This is a genomic window from Vibrio sp. J383 (genome assembly GCF_023503985.1).
GTDB lineage: Bacteria > Pseudomonadota > Gammaproteobacteria > Enterobacterales > Vibrionaceae > Vibrio > Vibrio splendidus.
In genome coordinates this window covers 881559-899045 of sequence record NZ_CP097293.1, presented here as the reverse complement: position 1 = coordinate 899045, position 17487 = coordinate 881559, and the positions used below count along the sequence as shown (strand labels likewise).

General features: G+C 43.6%; 11 protein-coding genes, 1 tRNA gene, 1 rRNA gene and 1 other annotated feature. Of the genes, 6 read left to right on the top strand and 7 right to left on the bottom strand.

Translation table 11 applies throughout. The annotated features are described in order from the left end of the window. Nucleotides 1–54: 54 nt before the first annotated feature. The 5 genes from M4S28_RS04025 to rluD form a co-directional block, all read right to left on the bottom strand. Nucleotides 55–130 (bottom strand) — tRNA-Ala (locus M4S28_RS04025). A 79-nt stretch (nucleotides 131–209) separates the two neighbouring features. Continuing rightward, a 16S ribosomal RNA gene (locus tag M4S28_RS04020) occupies nucleotides 210–1764 on the bottom strand. Nucleotides 1765–2376: 612 nt separating this feature from the next. Beyond that, complete coding sequence (clpB, locus tag M4S28_RS04015; protein ID WP_249632344.1) at nucleotides 2377–4950, bottom strand: ATP-dependent chaperone ClpB; 2574 nt, start codon at nucleotides 4948–4950, stop codon at nucleotides 2377–2379. 142 nt (nucleotides 4951–5092) lie between these two features. After that, nucleotides 5093–5833, bottom strand: coding sequence for a peptidoglycan editing factor PgeF (pgeF, locus tag M4S28_RS04010; RefSeq protein WP_249632343.1), 741 nt, complete (start codon nucleotides 5831–5833; stop codon nucleotides 5093–5095). A 2-nt stretch (nucleotides 5834–5835) separates the two neighbouring features. Continuing rightward, nucleotides 5836–6810 carry a 23S rRNA pseudouridine(1911/1915/1917) synthase RluD gene (gene rluD, locus M4S28_RS04005; protein ID WP_017077746.1) on the bottom strand — a complete coding sequence of 325 codons (975 nt, stop codon included), beginning with the start codon at nucleotides 6808–6810 and terminating at the stop codon, nucleotides 5836–5838. A 137-nt stretch (nucleotides 6811–6947) separates the two neighbouring features. Between rluD and M4S28_RS04000 the strand changes: the two genes are divergently transcribed. The 6 genes from M4S28_RS04000 to yjjX all read left to right on the top strand — a co-directional run bounded on the left by M4S28_RS04000 (nucleotide 6948) and on the right by yjjX (nucleotide 14750). After that, nucleotides 6948–7676 (top strand): outer membrane protein assembly factor BamD, encoded by a 729-nt coding sequence (locus tag M4S28_RS04000; protein ID WP_004735032.1) that lies wholly within the window; start codon nucleotides 6948–6950, stop codon nucleotides 7674–7676. A 137-nt stretch (nucleotides 7677–7813) separates the two neighbouring features. After that, a complete protein-coding gene (locus M4S28_RS03995) occupies nucleotides 7814–9238 on the top strand; it encodes a transporter substrate-binding domain-containing protein (protein WP_017077745.1) in 1425 nt (474 codons plus the stop codon). Nucleotides 9239–9678: 440 nt separating this feature from the next. After that, nucleotides 9679–10014 carry a ribosome hibernation-promoting factor, HPF/YfiA family gene (hpf, locus tag M4S28_RS03990; RefSeq protein ID WP_004735034.1) on the top strand — a complete coding sequence of 112 codons (336 nt, stop codon included), beginning with the start codon at nucleotides 9679–9681 and terminating at the stop codon, nucleotides 10012–10014. A 110-nt stretch (nucleotides 10015–10124) separates the two neighbouring features. Next, nucleotides 10125–10246, top strand: a sequence feature (Phe leader region). 12 nt (nucleotides 10247–10258) lie between these two features. Continuing rightward, a complete protein-coding gene (gene pheA / locus M4S28_RS03985) occupies nucleotides 10259–11434 on the top strand; it encodes a prephenate dehydratase (RefSeq protein ID WP_102501035.1) in 1176 nt (391 codons plus the stop codon). A gap of 453 nt (nucleotides 11435–11887) precedes the next feature. Next, nucleotides 11888–14266, top strand: coding sequence for a putative bifunctional diguanylate cyclase/phosphodiesterase (locus M4S28_RS03980; RefSeq protein ID WP_249632342.1), 2379 nt, complete (start codon nucleotides 11888–11890; stop codon nucleotides 14264–14266). Further along, complete coding sequence (yjjX, locus tag M4S28_RS03975; RefSeq protein ID WP_249632341.1) at nucleotides 14229–14750, top strand: inosine/xanthosine triphosphatase; 522 nt, start codon at nucleotides 14229–14231, stop codon at nucleotides 14748–14750. Before M4S28_RS03980 ends, yjjX begins: the two co-directional genes overlap by 38 nt. Before the next feature lie 125 nt (nucleotides 14751–14875). On the opposite strand, the gene trpR is transcribed toward yjjX, so the two are convergent. After that, a complete protein-coding gene (gene trpR, locus M4S28_RS03970; protein WP_017077742.1) occupies nucleotides 14876–15169 on the bottom strand; it encodes a trp operon repressor in 294 nt (97 codons plus the stop codon). A 172-nt stretch (nucleotides 15170–15341) separates the two neighbouring features. Then, a complete protein-coding gene (gene sltY, locus M4S28_RS03965) occupies nucleotides 15342–17291 on the bottom strand; it encodes a murein transglycosylase (protein ID WP_215920873.1) in 1950 nt (649 codons plus the stop codon). Nucleotides 17292–17487: the final 196 nt, after the last annotated feature.

Here is a 17487-nt window from a genome sequence, read left to right as displayed (position 1 = left end):
GAACCATTTTTAAAGATTCTATTTTCTATTTAAAGAAATAAGAACACTTAAAGATGGTGGAGCTATGCGGGATCGAACCGCAGACCTCCTCGCTGCCAGCGAGGCGCTCTCCCAGCTGAGCTATAGCCCCATCTGGAAAAATATTCTTTACTCTTAACTTTTTTAAACCTAATCAATCTGTGTGGACACTCATCGTGACTATCTTCGTATAAGGAGGTGATCCAGCCCCAGGTTCCCCTAGGGCTACCTTGTTACGACTTCACCCCAGTCATGAACCACAAAGTGGTGAGCGTCCTCCCCGAAAGGTTAAACTACCCACTTCTTTTGCAGCCCACTCCCATGGTGTGACGGGCGGTGTGTACAAGGCCCGGGAACGTATTCACCGTGACATTCTGATTCACGATTACTAGCGATTCCGACTTCATGGAGTCGAGTTGCAGACTCCAATCCGGACTACGACGCACTTTTTGGGATTCGCTCACTATCGCTAGCTTGCTGCCCTCTGTATGCGCCATTGTAGCACGTGTGTAGCCCTACTCGTAAGGGCCATGATGACTTGACGTCGTCCCCACCTTCCTCCGGTTTATCACCGGCAGTCTCCCTGGAGTTCCCGACATTACTCGCTGGCAAACAAGGATAAGGGTTGCGCTCGTTGCGGGACTTAACCCAACATTTCACAACACGAGCTGACGACAGCCATGCAGCACCTGTCTCAGAGCTCCCGAAGGCACACCTGCGTCTCCGCTGGCTTCTCTGGATGTCAAGAGTAGGTAAGGTTCTTCGCGTTGCATCGAATTAAACCACATGCTCCACCGCTTGTGCGGGCCCCCGTCAATTCATTTGAGTTTTAATCTTGCGACCGTACTCCCCAGGCGGTCTACTTAACGCGTTAGCTCCGAAAGCCACGGCTCAAGGCCACAACCTCCAAGTAGACATCGTTTACGGCGTGGACTACCAGGGTATCTAATCCTGTTTGCTCCCCACGCTTTCGCATCTGAGTGTCAGTGTCTGTCCAGGGGGCCGCCTTCGCCACTGGTATTCCTTCAGATCTCTACGCATTTCACCGCTACACCTGAAATTCTACCCCCCTCTACAGCACTCTAGTTCACCAGTTTCAAATGCAGTTCCGAGGTTGAGCCCCGGGCTTTCACATCTGACTTAATGAACCACCTGCATGCGCTTTACGCCCAGTAATTCCGATTAACGCTCGCACCCTCCGTATTACCGCGGCTGCTGGCACGGAGTTAGCCGGTGCTTCTTCTGTTGCTAACGTCAAGAGATAACGCTATTAACGTTACCCCCTTCCTCACAACTGAAAGTACTTTACAACCCGAAGGCCTTCTTCATACACGCGGCATGGCTGCATCAGGCTTTCGCCCATTGTGCAATATTCCCCACTGCTGCCTCCCGTAGGAGTCTGGACCGTGTCTCAGTTCCAGTGTGGCTGATCATCCTCTCAGACCAGCTAGGGATCGTCGCCTTGGTGAGCCATTACCTCACCAACTAGCTAATCCCACCTAGGCATATCTTGACGCGAGAGGTCCGAAGATCCCCCTCTTTGGCCCGTAGGCATTATGCGGTATTAGCCATCGTTTCCAATGGTTATCCCCCACATCAAGGCAATTTCCTAGGCATTACTCACCCGTCCGCCGCTCGACGCCCATTAAATCCTCCGAAGAATCAATAATGTCGTTTCCGCTCGACTTGCATGTGTTAGGCCTGCCGCCAGCGTTCAATCTGAGCCATGATCAAACTCTTCAATTTAAGATTTTGTCGGCTCAACGAATACTGACTTCAAAACTATTCTTTATAAATAAAGAGTGTAATTTTAAAGCTATTACCATTCCAACAGAATGGTAATGAATTGACTGTGCCAAATACTTTCTTTCTACAAGAGAAAGTAGTTATTCGTATTGGTCACTCAGTTCATTGAAACCAAAGTTGATTCCGAAGAATCTGTTTTACTTCTCTTAATTAAAAGGGAAGATAAAACGTTTTGATATTCATCAACGAGTGCCCACACAGATTGATAGGTTTAAATTGTTAAAGAGCTTTACTTATTGAGCGTTCCTTTTAGTAAGGAGCCTCTCTAAGTGGACGGCCATTCTAGCGAATTGGGTTCCAGTGTCAAACACTTTTTCCAGCTAATTTTTCAAAGCATCTTAAATGCTTAATGTCGTCTCGTTACTTAGTTCAAACCGCTTAGTTATCCCTGGCAACGGAGGCGCATTATAGAGAGAATCCCCCTTTGCACAAGGCCAAAAACGAAAAAAGACCGCAGCAGGCGATCGTTCGGACACTATTCACACAAAGCGTTCAAAATAGGTACGATTACGTCTTAATTTCGACTAATCGTACCTATCGTTCTTACCTTAATTATTGGTGAGCAATAATTCGGTCGTTATTCACTAATAGCTGCACTTTCTTATCCGGATTGATTTTCCCTGCAAGTATCGCTTTCGCTAATGGGTTCTCAACACTCTGCTGAATTGCTCTTTTAAGAGGCCTCGCACCATAGACAGGATCAAAACCGACTTGAGAGATCAACTTCAGTGCTTTGTCCGAAACTTCAAGCTCATAGCCATTGTCTTCCATTCGTTTCTTCAAATGCTCAAGCTGAATAGAGGCTATTGACTCGATGTGAGCTTGACCTAATGGATGGAACACGACACTTTCATCAACACGGTTCAAAAACTCAGGGCGGAAATGCTTACCTACCACTTCCATCACCTCATTCTTTATTCCTTGGTAATCGAGCGTATTGAAGTTTTCTTGAATTCTCGAAGAGCCAAGATTAGATGTCATGATCACTACAGTATTTCTGAAATCAACCGTGCGACCTTGTCCATCGGTTAATCGTCCATCATCTAAAACCTGCAATAGAATATTGAAAACATCAGGGTGCGCTTTCTCTACCTCATCAAGCAGAATCACAGAATAAGGTTTTCGACGAACAGCTTCAGTTAAGTAACCACCTTCTTCATACCCAACGTAACCTGGAGGAGCACCAACCAAACGAGCCACTGAGTGTTTCTCCATAAACTCAGACATATCGATACGAACCATGGCATCGTCACTATCAAACATGAAGTTAGCCAATGTTTTACACAGCTCGGTTTTACCTACGCCCGTTGGACCAAGAAATAAGAAAGAACCAATCGGCTTATTTGGATCGGATAAACCAGCACGACTACGACGAATCGCATTCGATACCACCTCTACCGCTTCGGCTTGCCCAATAACCCGCTTATGCAGAACACCTTCCATTTTCAGAAGCTTCTCTTTTTCTGCCTCTAGCATTTTAGAAACCGGAATGCCGGTTTGCTTTGAAAGAACATCTGCAATTTCAGCGTCAGTTACCTTATTACGTAATAAGGTCATTTCTTGCATTTCAGCTTGAGTCGCGAGGTCTAACTGCTTCTCCAACTCTGGGATTCGACCATATTGCAATTCAGACATTCGGTTAAGATCGCCAGCACGTCGTGCAAAGTCCATATCCATACGAGCTTGTTCTAACTCTGATTTGATATGTTGAGTCCCGGAAAGCGCCGCTTTTTCAGCGTTCCAAACTTCTTCAAGTTCTGCAAAATCCCGCTCCTTCTCAGAAAGTTCACTTTGCAGCGTGCGCAGGCGCTTTTCACTGGCTTCATCATTTTCATTCGTGAGAGCTTGCTGCTCGATCTTCAATTGAATGATTTTGCGCTCGAGCTTATCTAGCGACTCAGGTTTTGAATCGATCTGCATGCGAATGCTCGAAGCCGCTTCATCAATGAGATCAATCGCCTTATCTGGTAACTGACGATCTGAAACGTATCGATGAGATAGCGTTGCCGCCGCTACGATAGCTGGGTCAGTAATTTCTACATGATGGTGAAGTTCATAACGCTCTTTCAAACCACGAAGAATCGCAACTGTGTCTTCAACGGTTGGCTCATCAACTATCACTTTTTGGAATCGACGCTCTAATGCAGGATCTTTCTCTATATACTGACGATGTTCATCGAGTGTCGTTGCGCCTACACAATGCAGCTCACCACGAGCCAATGCTGGTTTCAGCATATTACCGGCGTCCATAGAGCCTTCGCCTTTACCTGCTCCGACCATGGTGTGAATTTCATCGATGAAGAGAATAATGTTGCCCTCTTCTTTCGATAATTCGTTGAGAACCGATTTCAAGCGCTCTTCAAATTCACCACGATATTTAGCACCTGCAATCAAAGAGCCCATGTCTAATGAAAGAACTCGTCGCCCTCTCAAGCCTTCCGGTACTTCATTATTGATAATGCGCTGCGCCAAACCTTCAACGATTGCCGTTTTTCCGACACCAGGCTCACCAATAATAACGGGGTTATTCTTAGTACGGCGTTGAAGTACTTGGATAGTACGACGGATTTCATCGTCTCGACCAATCACAGGATCTAGCTTGCCTTGCTCTGCTCTTTCAGTCAGATCAATGGTGAACTTCTCTAATGCTTGGCGTCTGTCTTCGGCATTCGGATCATCGACTTTTTGACCGCCACGAACTTGCTCGATAGCTTGAGATAGTTTTTGCTCAGTAAGGCCTAACTCTTTAAGTAAGTTCCCTAAAGGACCTTTGTCTTCAATTGCAGCGAGTAGGAATACTTCTGAAGATATGTAACTGTCTTGGCGCTTTTGCGCGACCTTGTCACATAGGTTGAACAACGTTCCCATGGCATTCGAAAGCTGAACATCACCACCGATACCACTTACTTTCGGCACTCGGTCTAATATTTCGCTCAATTTAGAACGCAATTGAACAACATCAATGTTCAGCATAGTAAGCAATGGACGAATCGCACTGCCATCTTGATTAAGCAAAGACACCATTAGGTGCACAGGTTCTATATATTGGTGATCACGACCTAATGCGAGCGACTGAGCATCAGATATCGCAATTTGGAATTTACTAGTGAACCGATCGAGACGCATGCCAACCTTCCTACTCTTAGATATGTTTATCTTATGGTTAGAAGATGGATACGGTAACGCGGATTTTCAAGGGATAAGAGTGAAGAATAGAGCTTATATGAAAATATAAATGAGCTGGATGAGTGGTTGTGCTAGCCAGAGATTACTCTAACCAAATAAATGTAGCCTGACGTCCAGTAATACCATCACGGCGATAAGAATAGAAAGCATCTGAATCTGCGTATGTACATAGATTCGAGTCTGTCACTGAAGTCACGCCAACTTTCATTAATCGTTGAGTCGCGAGTTGAGACATGTTTGCCAGCCATTTGCCCGGTTTAGCTTTGGCTTGAAATGCTAATTTAGCTTGAGGGTCAAAACGAACAAAAGCTTCCAACACATCGTTGCCAACCTCAAATGCATCTTTGCCAATTGCAGGGCCAAGCCAAGCCATGATCTGATTATCTGAATCTAGATTTGAAAACTTTGCGACGGCATTTTCAAGAATGCCACCAGCAAGACCACGCCAACCCGCATGAACAGCCGCGACTTGAGTGCCTTTGGTATCGGTAAGAAGTACTGGCAAGCAATCTGCCGTCATCGCTGAACACACAATACCCTTTGCAGAGGTAAATACACCATCAGCATCAAGAACATTCGTCACCGGTTCTAAAACTGTAACGATATCCGTTGAGTGAGTTTGATTTAGCCATACTGGAGCCGTGGGCATCTTAAATTGTTGCTTTAGCCATTCTCGATTGCTTTCAACAAGCGAAGTATCATCCCCAACGTGCATACCGAGGTTTAACCCTTGATAAGCACCTGTAGAACAACCATCGAAACGAGTCGAAGCAAATGCTTTCACGTTTTGAGGAGCGTTCCAGTCAGGGATGATCATTGACATGATTAAATGTCGTCTTCGTGATTTTCGCGAGCATCAACACGTAATGCTTCTGCCATCACAACCATGTCATTTGGAACAGGTGCGTGGAACTCAACTTCTTCACCAGTAATAGGGTGAACAAATTTAAGCATTACAGCATGCAGCGCTTGGCGATCAAAAGAACGAATCATTGTCGTCAGCTCTTCAGATGCACCTTTTGGAATACGTGCACGACCACCGTATGCAATATCACCTAACAGAGGGTGCTGAAGGTATGACATATGAACACGGATTTGGTGAGTACGACCTGTTTCTAGGCGTAGACGAATACGAGTATGTTCGCGGAAGTGCTCCGCAACACGGTAGTGAGTTACCGCAGGCTTACCTAATTCATTCACGTCCATTAAAGTACGTTTAGTTGCATGACGGCTAATGCCTTTCTCAACCACACCACCCGCGGTCATTTTACCAATAGCAATTGCTTCATATTCACGAGTGATACGACGTTTAGCAAGTGCACGTACAAGGCGAGTTTGAGCTGGAACCGTCTTAGCCACAACCATAAGACCGGTTGTGTCTTTATCAAGACGGTGCACAATACCCGCACGAGGTACTTCTGCAATCTGAGGATAATGGAAAAGCAATGCATTTAGTATGGTTCCATCCGGCGTACCTGCACCTGGGTGTACAACCAGATCGCGAGGCTTATTGATAACCAATAAATCATCATCTTCATAGACAATGTTTAACGGAATATCTTGTGCTTCCCAGCGCTCTTCATCTGCAAGCTCCGCTTGTAGGATGATCGCTTCACCGCCCAAAACTATGGTGCGCGGTTTAGTGATAACTTCGCCATCCACTTGGATTTTGCCGTCAAGAAGCCACTCTTTAATACGAGAGCGAGAAAAATCGGTAAATAGTTCAGCGACAGCTTGGTCTAAACGTTGACCTAACTGGCTGCTTTTTACTGTGTCTGTTAATGTTATCTGCTGAGCCATATCGAACTTTTTTAAAAACCGTGAGACTAATACCCATTAGTATGGATAAAATAGAATAATTGCATCATTGTATCTGTTACTGGTTAGAAAGTAACGGAAGCTTACGAAATATTTAATTCAAGGAATCGACGCCTGACATGAAACACCTTACTTTATCGGGTCTATTAGCCGTATCACTCTTAGTTGGCTGTTCAAGTACTGAAGAAATAGTACCGGATGTACCACCATCGGTTCTTTACTCTGACGCTCAAGAGTCCCTACAGAGCGGTAGCTGGCTTTCTGCAATCGAAAAGCTAGAAGCCTTAGACTCTCGTTACCCATTCGGCGCCTATTCGGAACAAGTACAGCTAGATCTGATTTACGCGTACTACAAAAATGATGACTTGGCGTTAGGCCTTGCCACCATTTCTCGATTCCTACGCTTAAACCCGACTCATGAAAAACAAGACTGGGTGCTTTACATGCGCGGCCTAACGCACATGGCACAAGACCGTAACTTCATGCACGACATTTTTAATATCGACCGTAGTGACCGAGATCCAGAGCCAGTGAAACTCGCGTTTGCTGACTTCAAACGACTACTGGAACGCTTCCCTAGCAGCCCTTATGCGGAAGATGCGCAAAAACGCATGTTCGCACTTAAGAACCGCCTCGCAGAGTATGACTTAGCAACCGCTGATTTCTACCTACGCCGTGAAGCTTGGATTGCAGCTGTAAACCGAACACAAGAGCTGCAGAAGACTTACCCAGACACAATTGCTGCACGTAAGTCTTTGGATATTCAGTTAGAAGCTTATAAACAACTAGGTTTAGAAGACGCAGCTTCAAGAACAGAAAAATTGATTGAGTTAAACCCACTGCCTTAATCAACGTTGTCATATTCATTCGAAAACGCGCTAATTTATTAGCGCGTTTTTTTTGAACTTAATTTCGTAAACTTGATGAATCGCATAATACACGGTATCTTCAAAAGATAACTTTTAACAAAACATCAACATGGAGTGTGGATGTGAGTAGGTTGTTATTATTTATCTGGATATCGCTATTTAGCCAATTATCCTACGCATTAGAACTGTCCCCGTTAAGCAACGAGCCTTACATGGGTGACTTAGATGTGCTCAAAACCAAAGGAACGGTTAGAGTGCTCGTGTCTGCTGATCTTGGTTTTTATTATATCGAGGATGGCAAACCAAAAGGCATCGTGGCTGAAATGCTCTACCACTTTGAGAAGAGCCTTCGTAAGAAGCATCCCTACCTTAATGTTCAAATTATCCCAGTGCAGCGAGATGATCTACTTCCCTCATTAGAATCTGGTTATGGAGACGTCGCTGTCGCGAACCTGACGATCACCGACAAGCGATTACGAATCATCGATTTTTCCGATCCAATGATTAAAGATGGAAAAGAACTGATTATCACAGGAAAGAATTCAGCCCCTATCACCGAAATCAAGCAACTGAGCGGTAAAGAGGTTTGGATCCGTGCAAGTTCGAGTTACTTCGAGAGTGTACAAAGAGTCAATAAAGAACTGAATGAATTAGACTTACCACCGCTGCATGTCCACTTTATTGAGGAGTCATTACAAGACTACGAGCTGATAGAGTTGGTCAACCAAGGCTATATACAAGGCACAATCCTAGATAGCCATAAAGCAAAGTTATGGACTGACGTAATGGAAAACATTCAGGTCCATCACGATTTACCCTTACGTGAAAATGGCCAAATAGCGTGGGCATTAAGAAAAAACAGCCCTCAACTAAAAAAAGAGATCAACAAATACGTCAAGACGGCACGAACAGGTACCCTACTTGGAAATGTTATCTATCAGAAATACATCGACAACACTCGCTGGTTAGGTAGAGCGCTCAACCCAAATAAAATAGACCGAGTGGCTAAGCTGTCAGATGTTTTTGAAAAGTATTCGAGTCAATACGAATTCGACCCTTTGATGATGTCTGCACAAGGTTTCCAAGAGTCAGGACTGGATCAAAGCCGGGTTTCTCACCGTGGAGCTATTGGTGTGATGCAGGTATTGCCAAGTACCGCCAAAGACAAAAACGTCAACATCAAAAACATACATAAGGTGGATAACAACATCCATGCGGGCGTGAAATACATGCGTTTCATTAAGGACAGGTATTTTGACGACCCTGCGATTACGCCAGATAACCAAATCTATTTCACTTTGGCTTCTTACAACGCTGGTCCTGCTAAGATCAGAAAGATGAGGCGCATTGCCAAGCAGAAAGGTTACAACCCAAACATCTGGTTTAAAAACGTAGAAATCATCACTCGTAAATACGTGAGCAAAGAACCGGTGACCTATGTCGCCAACATCAACCGTTACTTTGTAATCTATAAGCAGTTACAAGCTATCAATGCTATCCGAGAAAATGGGACAGCCAGACTACTCAAAACCAACGATTAGTTTGTCTTCAACCCTAAGAGCCAGGGGAGCTAAAGCACTAAGGCACTAAGGCACTAAGGCAAATTAAAAACACAAAAGCCGCATAAGAAAACTTATGCGGCTTTTGCTTATCAAATTCAGAGAAAGCTTATATAGCGATATATATCACGAGATCTACATCACAAAACACTATTGAGTAAATTTCAATCAAACACTTTCAATAAGCTGTAAGACGCCCCTAAAAACTGGTTTAATTTTTAGCGAAGCCTTGCCTCCAAGTTATCGTTTTTCATAGAGATAACAAGCATTTTTCGCCAAAAAGATACTAAGACTTGCGTGAGATCACATTTGATTTTAATGCTTATCCCACCCAACCAAAACAAGATCTAGATCACATTCTTTATTCCTAAAAGTCGTAATCTGAAGTTAACCCATGAGGGATACAACAGAGGAAAACTTCTATGAAAATGAACATCACTGGTAAAAACATCGACATTACCTCTGCAATCCGTGATCACATAGAAAGCAAATTTAAAAAGCTGGATAAATGGCAAGTAGACATCATTGGCTGCCAAGCGAGCTTTAGTGAAGAACCAAACAAGAAGAAAAAATTTGAAGCGGTTCTAACCGTACCAAAAGGCCAACTTGTTGCTTCATCAATCCATGACGACCTCTACGTAGCTATCAACGAAGTAGAACAAAAACTAGAGCGTCAACTCAACAAGCTACGCCATAAACCTGAAGCGCGCCGCGCTGAAAAGCCTGAAATCGAAGAGCTAGAAGCTGAAGTAGAATAAGGAAAGAGAACAGATTAAAAAATAGCGCCTCAGGGCGCTATTTTTTTGCTTGACGCTCGTAGCTCGCTTGCTTATTGTGTTTAAACATTCATAAAACAATCACTTTTTATGCACACTCAATCTTTGTTTATTTTTGACTTCTTTTTTCTTCCGTAAATCGGAGGCTGAGTCGTTTTAGAAAAACAAGTCAAAAACGAACAAGAAGCCTCCCACACTAGGGAGGCTTTTTTATAAGGACACATTTATGACTGACCGCTCAATTTCACTGGATGATATCCGCCTTCGTCTTAATGATTTAGATGACGAACTGCTGAGTTTACTTTCCGAACGTCGCAAACTCAGTATCGAAGTTGCGAAAAGCAAGGTAGAAACATCAAAGCCTGTACGCGATGCCGTTCGTGAGCAGCAGCTTCTGGTTAAGCTGATCAACAACGGTAAAGATAAATATGAGCTTGATGCGCAGTACATTACTAAACTGTTTCACACCATCATCGAAGATTCCGTTTTACTACAGCAGTCATACTTACAAAACCTAGCGAACCCGCAAAGCCGTAAACCTCTGGCTCGCGTTGCATTCTTAGGTTCTAAGGGATCATATTCTCATCTTGCTAGCCGTGAATATTTCAGCCGTAAGAATATGGAATTGATAGAGCTTAACTGCAATCATTTCAAAGAAGTGGCATCGACGGTGGAATCTGGTCATGCAGATTACGGTGTGTTGCCGATTGAGAACACCAGCTCAGGTTCAATCAACGAGGTCTACGACCTACTGCAACACACAACGCTTTATATCGTAGGTGAACTGTCTCAACCAATCGAACACTGCTTGGTTGCGAAAAATGATATTCGTTTAGAAGACATCAAAACCCTCTATTCACACCCACAACCTCACCAACAGTGCAGTGAGTTTTTGAGTCGTCTTAAAGGTGTCAGCCTTGAGTCTTGCGCAAGTACAGCTGATGCAATGAAGAAGGTTAAAGATCTGGAGGGCGATGATGTGGCAGCAATTGGCAATGCATCGAGCGGCAAGCTTTATGGGCTTCAGCCAATCCAAGGCAACATTGCAAACCAAACTGAAAACCACACTCGCTTCATCGTTGTGGCGCGTAAACCGGTAGAAGTATCAACTCAAATCCCAGCCAAAACGACACTGATCATGTCGACTTCTCAAGAGGCGGGTTCTTTGGTAGAAACTCTACTAATCCTCCAACGCTTGGGGATCAACATGACTAAGCTGGAATCTCGTCCTATCATGGGCAACCCATGGGAAGAGATGTTCTACGTTGATTTAGAAGCACATTTGGATGCAGATAATATGCAGCAAGCGATAGCGGAACTAACTGCCATTACTCGTCATCTTAAAGTGTTGGGTTGTTATCCAAGTGAGAACATCAAAGCGACGCAGGTTAAGTTGTCATAGCTTTTAACGAACATAAACTTTTAGCGAACATAAGCTCTTAACAAACATAAGTTTTCAGCGAATATAAGCTTTGGTGAACATAAGCTTTTGGCAAACATAAGTTTTTAACGAACAAACGTTTAAAGCTGGCATAAGTTTAAATCTGCTATAAGCATTTGGCCTACAGTAGGCCAAATGCTAAAACCTGCGGCTAGTGGAATAACTCGTACTCAGGAATACTCACACTACATATTCCTGAGACATGACTCGATTATTTCACTGGCTGTACATGCCTTCTAACCCACACCATTCAACACCTTCTTAACAAAAAACTCATTAGTGGCTTTTTTATCAATAAAGACAAAACCTTACCCCCTTCACAGGAAATCATCGAACTACGTGTAATTAATAGCGAGTAAGTATTAAGTAACATAAACTTACGCGCTTAAATTATAAATAGTGTTGTCATTAACTATGAAGCTAAGTACTAAAATCTTACTACTGATAACCCCTGTGATACTGATCAGTACCGCAGCTTCTAGCTATATTATTTATTCAACGCAGAAAAGCAGTTTTATCAAACGCGAAGACAACGCACTTCAGCTAAACATGGAAAAGTTGGCAGGATACTTTCGACAGTCTCGCTCGTTCCTAAATAGCTACTCTTACACCTTGACCCAAAGTGACATGGTGAAGCGTTACTTTCTCACTGAACAAAACCTATCTCGCGATCTTGAACTGGTTAGTAACCTTCGAGAAGCCATACACTTCTTGCAAGATGACGATGAAAGCTATACCGGGTTAGCGCTTCTCAATAGTCAGCGAAAATTGAGTTATTACGCTGATAATAACAGCGACTCACGCACTCAGATTGACATCAAAATATTGGATTTTGTGGATCAGTACTATCAAGACACCTTAGCAGCATCAAGTACCAACTATATTCAAAACTCTCAAGGTGAAGGGATGTTGGTTCACTACGAGAAGGTAGACAAAAAAACGATTTTCCCAACCGTAAACAATCACCCCGACGATGTGTTCTTTGTTGTTGTGTCAGTCTCTCTCGATAAATTTAATGCGCTGAGAAAACAGATAGAGTTCGACTACCAAACCAGCTTATTCTTCACATCTATAGCGGTTTCTCTGGAAAATAATGTCACCCACTCAGTTAAGCTTGCACCAGAACTATACGCCACAGTTGACCCGGCGCCATTCCTATTGGAAAACAAGCTCGAATCAATTTGGAATAAGCTGAGTTTGTCCTTTGCACTATCCGCGTTTGTGACGGTTGCTCTGCTACTCATGCTTTTGTCTCGCAGTGTGATATCCCCAATAACACGACTCGACCGACAACTGCAGCAAGTCGAGAAAAAACAACGTAAGAACATCGAACGTTTAGGCACTCGTGATGAGCTTGGCCGCCTATCACAGCGTTTTTATGACATGTACCAAGAGTTAGATAACACCTACCAACAGACCAAACTATTGGCCGAGAATGATCAATTAACCCAAATAGCCAATAGGCATCAATTTCAAACCTTCGTTCAGCAATCATTACCCAAGCCTAGCTCGAATACCGAAACCTGGGTTCTCTACTTTGACCTAGATAACTTCAAGTTTGTGAACGACAAATATGGGCATCAAATCGGCGACTCCATTCTGGTCAGTTTTGCTCAGCGTATTTCCGATATTTGTAGTCACTATAAAACAGAATTTGACGCTCATTGTATGCCAGCCCGACTTTCTGGAGACGAGTTCGTTGTGTACATTAACGCCCCTACTCGCCAAGGGAATATCGCGCATAGATTCTCTGATAGCTTACTGACGCCACTACAAAAAGGCTTTATCACAGAATCAGGGAGCTTTCCGATCACGGTCAGTATTGGTATTGCGACCTACCCCAACGATGGCCACTCCATCGAAAAGCTACTGTCGAACGCTGATACCGCGATGTACCAAGCCAAACGCGCAGGTAAAAACCAATTTGCTGACTATTCACGAGATTTAGACAAAGCGATTCAACGCCAAGCAAACATTGAACGCGCACTCAGAGACAAGAACTTTGACGATGAATTTAGGCTCGTTTATATGCCGTACATGGATTCAACAGGAACCCATGTTATTGGTGTTGAGGTGTTATTACGTTGGAATTCGGAGCAACTAGGCTTGGTTCCACCTGATGAATTCATTCCAATTGCCGAGCAAACAGGATTATTCGATCAGGTTGATCAGTGGGTCATTCAGAATGCATTTGCTTCTTTTCATCGACTTCAGGCTCAGTTTGATCACGCAATTCAGTTGTCGATTAACTTATCTTCTGCTGGGATTGAAACGACTGATCTTGCTGACTTCATCAAAGAGCACGCCGATTTAAATCGAATTCCGCCAAGTTTGATTGATTTTGAAATTACCGAAACCTTTTACTCAAACTCTGAAGGTTTTCCGCTGCTTAACGAACTCTCTGATATGGGATATCGATTAGCCATTGATGACTTTGGATCTGGCTACACCTCCATCACTCAACTGGTGCAGTATCCAACTCAAAAAATTAAGCTCGATAAAGCCTTTTTAGACACCTTAATTGAGACCGATAATCAGAACATAGTGAAACCGGTTATCGGGTTATGTCATGCTCAGGGTAAGAAGGTCACAGCCGAGGGCATCGAAACTGAAAGCATGCATCAGTGGTTGCAAGAAGCACAGTGCGATATGCTGCAAGGCTATTACTTCGGTAAACCTATGCCATTAGAAGAACTGAGTGATTGGTACCGACAACATCAACTCAATTTAATCGATAACAAAAAGAATCCAACACATGAAATCTGTAATCATCGCATCGCTGAACCCAGCTAAAATTAACGCCGTTAAAAGTGCATTCTTATCTGCTTTTCCTGATACTGAATTTGATTTCAAAGGCATCAGCGTCCCTAGCGGTGTCTCCGATCAACCGATGAGCAACGACGAGACCTATCAAGGTGCGGTAAATCGCGTTCACAACGCAACTCAAGCTCAACCTGATGCGGATTTTTATGTTGGATTAGAGTCTGGAATAGAAGGAAAGGTTACATTTGCTTGGATGGTCGTTGAAGCAAACGGTCAGCGCGGAGAATCTCGATCTGCAAGCTTGATGCTGCCACCCGTTGTGCTTGATAAACTCCAGCATGCGAATGAGCTAGGTGATGTGATGGATGAAGTCTTCGGCACCGACAACATAAAACAAAAAGGCGGTGCGATTAGCTTATTGACACATAACCAACTATCTCGCAGTTCTGTATATAGCCAGGCTTTAATCCTAGCGCTGATCCCATTTGTTAACCCTAAGCACTTCCCTGCTTAGTCTTGTTTAAGAAACACGATATTTCGCCTCTCTAGAGGTAATAACATTAAGCGGGATAAAAACAAAAAAACGCTAACCTATGGTTAGCGTTTTTATCAAGTTCTTAAGGCTTACTGTTTAAATGCTTACTTGAGTAACAGCTCTACAATTGCCGCTTTCTCTTGCTCAGATTTAGCCTTTAGCTCATTAGAGCCTCGCGTGATCGTAGCCACACCCACACCTAACATTTGGCTCACCTGTCTTTGTGACATGTCCCCTTTCATGAGTTCACAAAGAATATTGACTCGAGCGACCAAAGCATCTCGCTCATCAGGTGTCATCATCATGGTCAACAACAGTTCATGCTGATCTTTCTCAGCCGCTGTTTTTACCAAATCCATTAGTTGTTGCCAATTCTCATATTCAGGTTGTGATGCCATATCTCTACACTTACTTTTAAATTTTGGCTTGAAGTAGCCGCTTAATGATTGAAAGCGTTTAACACTTTATACCGAAACACTTGCTTTGATCCAATGTAAAAAGGCAGCAAGTGGAACTGGTTCGCACTCACTGCCTTTAATATTACTCAGTTTCAGAGAAAGTACCGAACCCCTAGTATTTCGTTTCGGCCTCATGGGGCGCTAAAAACATCCCTTTCTCGCCCAAGATATCTCGATAGTAGGTCTCAAACATCAAGATATTCTGAACATAGCCACGAGTCTCTTTGAATGGAATCATTTCGATAAAAGCAAATGCATCGAGCTTTTCATCGCTGCGTGAACGCCATTGTTTCACACGACTCGGGCCTGCATTATAAGCAGCAAATGCAAAAATACGGTTGTTATCATATTGAGCTAATAGGCCATCTAGATAGTGGCTGCCAATCTCAATGTTCTTGCCGACATCATAAAGATCATCGCTGCCCTGATATTTAATCTTATGTTTGTTCGCCGTATATTGCGCCGTCTTTGGCATAATTTGCATGATGCCACGCGCGCCAACTGGAGAGCGAGCTTCTGAATCCATCGCACTCTCTTGTCTCGCTAAAGACATTAAGGTAATCGGGTCTATATCGTGCTTTTCGGCGTAGAAGTTAAACCACCACTTATGAGCAACAGGGAAGCGTAGGTCTATGTTGTCCCACATCTTAGCAGAGATGCTCGCTGTCACTGTAAAGTGGTTCCAACGCTGCGTCGCAGCATGAGCTGCGAGCATTGATTTCTGATCTTTATCAGCATTGGTTAACAACCAACGCCATTCACTCTTCGCTGCCGCAATTTTATCTCGATCAATCAGCTCGCTGATTCGAACCAAAGAAGTCTCAAATGGCTTTACTGTTTCAGCGTTGTATTTGAGTGTCGATGTTGGGTACTGAACTGGCTTACCTAACTGCTTAGCCGCAGCCACACTGTAGAAATTACGCTGGCCCAAGATATCTGACAGTCGTTTGTTACCCTTAGCAGTATCACCGAGTGCTATCTCTGCTCTACCTTGCCAATACTGCCAGCGAAGCGAAGCCTGATGCTTATCATCTAAGCGCGCAATCCACTCTTTCAAGCCTGTCCAATCTGCATGCTGAATCGCTAAGCGAGCACGTCTTTCCAACAAGACTTGCTTTGATGAACTCGCGAGCATTTTGTCTCGCCACGCCATCAACTCTTCAGAGTCGGTATTGATCAAGCGGAACGTTAAGTAATCCGCTAGCTCTTGGGATTTTTCTTTCGAAAACTTTTGAGCTTTCACAACATCATCAAAAACCTCTTGAGCGCTGCTTGCTGATTTCCTTGCGAGCTTCTTAAAACCAAATTCGGTTTGAGCTTGGTAGAATTCATTCGCTGGGTGCTTCTTAGCAAACGCGAGTACATTTTCAGGCTTGTTGTACAACGCCTTCATCTGCTTAGCTTGAGCAATTGACTCATCATGATCCAATTGCTTGATCAGATAGGTCATTAACTTGCCGTTTCGTTTATCAAACGCCAATAGCATTCGCTGTAATATCAGCTCATCCGTTCTTAAACCCGCTTCATCCCAACTTTCGAAGAGCGGATCACAGCTATCATCGACACCACTGCCACTCAACCAAAGCTGTTTCGCACCTTTGAAGGCGAGCTCTTTGTTTCCTTGCTCATAATTCGCACGGTAGTAGATACATTGATATTTTTCACCAACAGGCTCTTTGGTTTGAAACTCAAGGATCGTCTTCCACTGTTTTTGAGCCGCCAATAAATCTAAATAAGGCGCACGCATACGGTTCGAAAATGGTAGGGCTTTATTCTCTTCAATAAAGGCATCCACTTCAGCAGGTGTGCGATCACCTAAGCCTAATAAGAAGGCGCGATAATCAGTGTAAGGCGTTAACGGATATGTTTGAATTTTGTTACGTAGCGCAGAGTAAGCTTCTAGATCACGGTTGTCTAAAACCTCTTGCGCTCTGTCATAAACATCACGCTGCATTTCAAGCTCGGAGGCATTGCTAGCCATAGCCATCGGAGCCAGTGAAAATGAAGACAAAATTGCCGATGCAGCCACAGCAATTTTCGTATTACCAATGCGGAAAAACATTCGCTCTTTCCTTAGTGCGTGTATGAATACGTGAAGTCTATTTACGCCCGACATCACATCAAATGTAAAGAGTTTGAGTGTAAATATTATTAATATTTAACACTTCGCCTCAGAAGCATATTAAATATAGTTTTAATAACTAATGTGACAATAATAAGTAAGGATTAGTTCAAGAATGGCTTTTCTGCCCTAGGAG

Coding starts and splice junctions, on each gene's coding strand:
- yjjX (WP_249632341.1), top strand. CDS start 14,229: ATGAAATCTGTAATCATCGCATCGCTGAACCCAGCTAAAATTAACGCC.
- M4S28_RS03980 (WP_249632342.1), top strand. CDS start 11,888: ATGAAGCTAAGTACTAAAATCTTACTACTGATAACCCCTGTGATACTG.
- rluD (WP_017077746.1), bottom strand. CDS start 6,810: ATGGCTCAGCAGATAACATTAACAGACACAGTAAAAAGCAGCCAGTTA.
- hpf (WP_004735034.1), top strand. CDS start 9,679: ATGAAAATGAACATCACTGGTAAAAACATCGACATTACCTCTGCAATC.
- trpR (WP_017077742.1), bottom strand. CDS start 15,169: ATGGCATCACAACCTGAATATGAGAATTGGCAACAACTAATGGATTTG.
- pgeF (WP_249632343.1), bottom strand. CDS start 5,833: ATGTCAATGATCATCCCTGACTGGAACGCTCCTCAAAACGTGAAAGCA.
- pheA (WP_102501035.1), top strand. CDS start 10,259: ATGACTGACCGCTCAATTTCACTGGATGATATCCGCCTTCGTCTTAAT.
- M4S28_RS04000 (WP_004735032.1), top strand. CDS start 6,948: ATGAAACACCTTACTTTATCGGGTCTATTAGCCGTATCACTCTTAGTT.
- sltY (WP_215920873.1), bottom strand. CDS start 17,291: ATGTTTTTCCGCATTGGTAATACGAAAATTGCTGTGGCTGCATCGGCA.
- clpB (WP_249632344.1), bottom strand. CDS start 4,950: ATGCGTCTCGATCGGTTCACTAGTAAATTCCAAATTGCGATATCTGAT.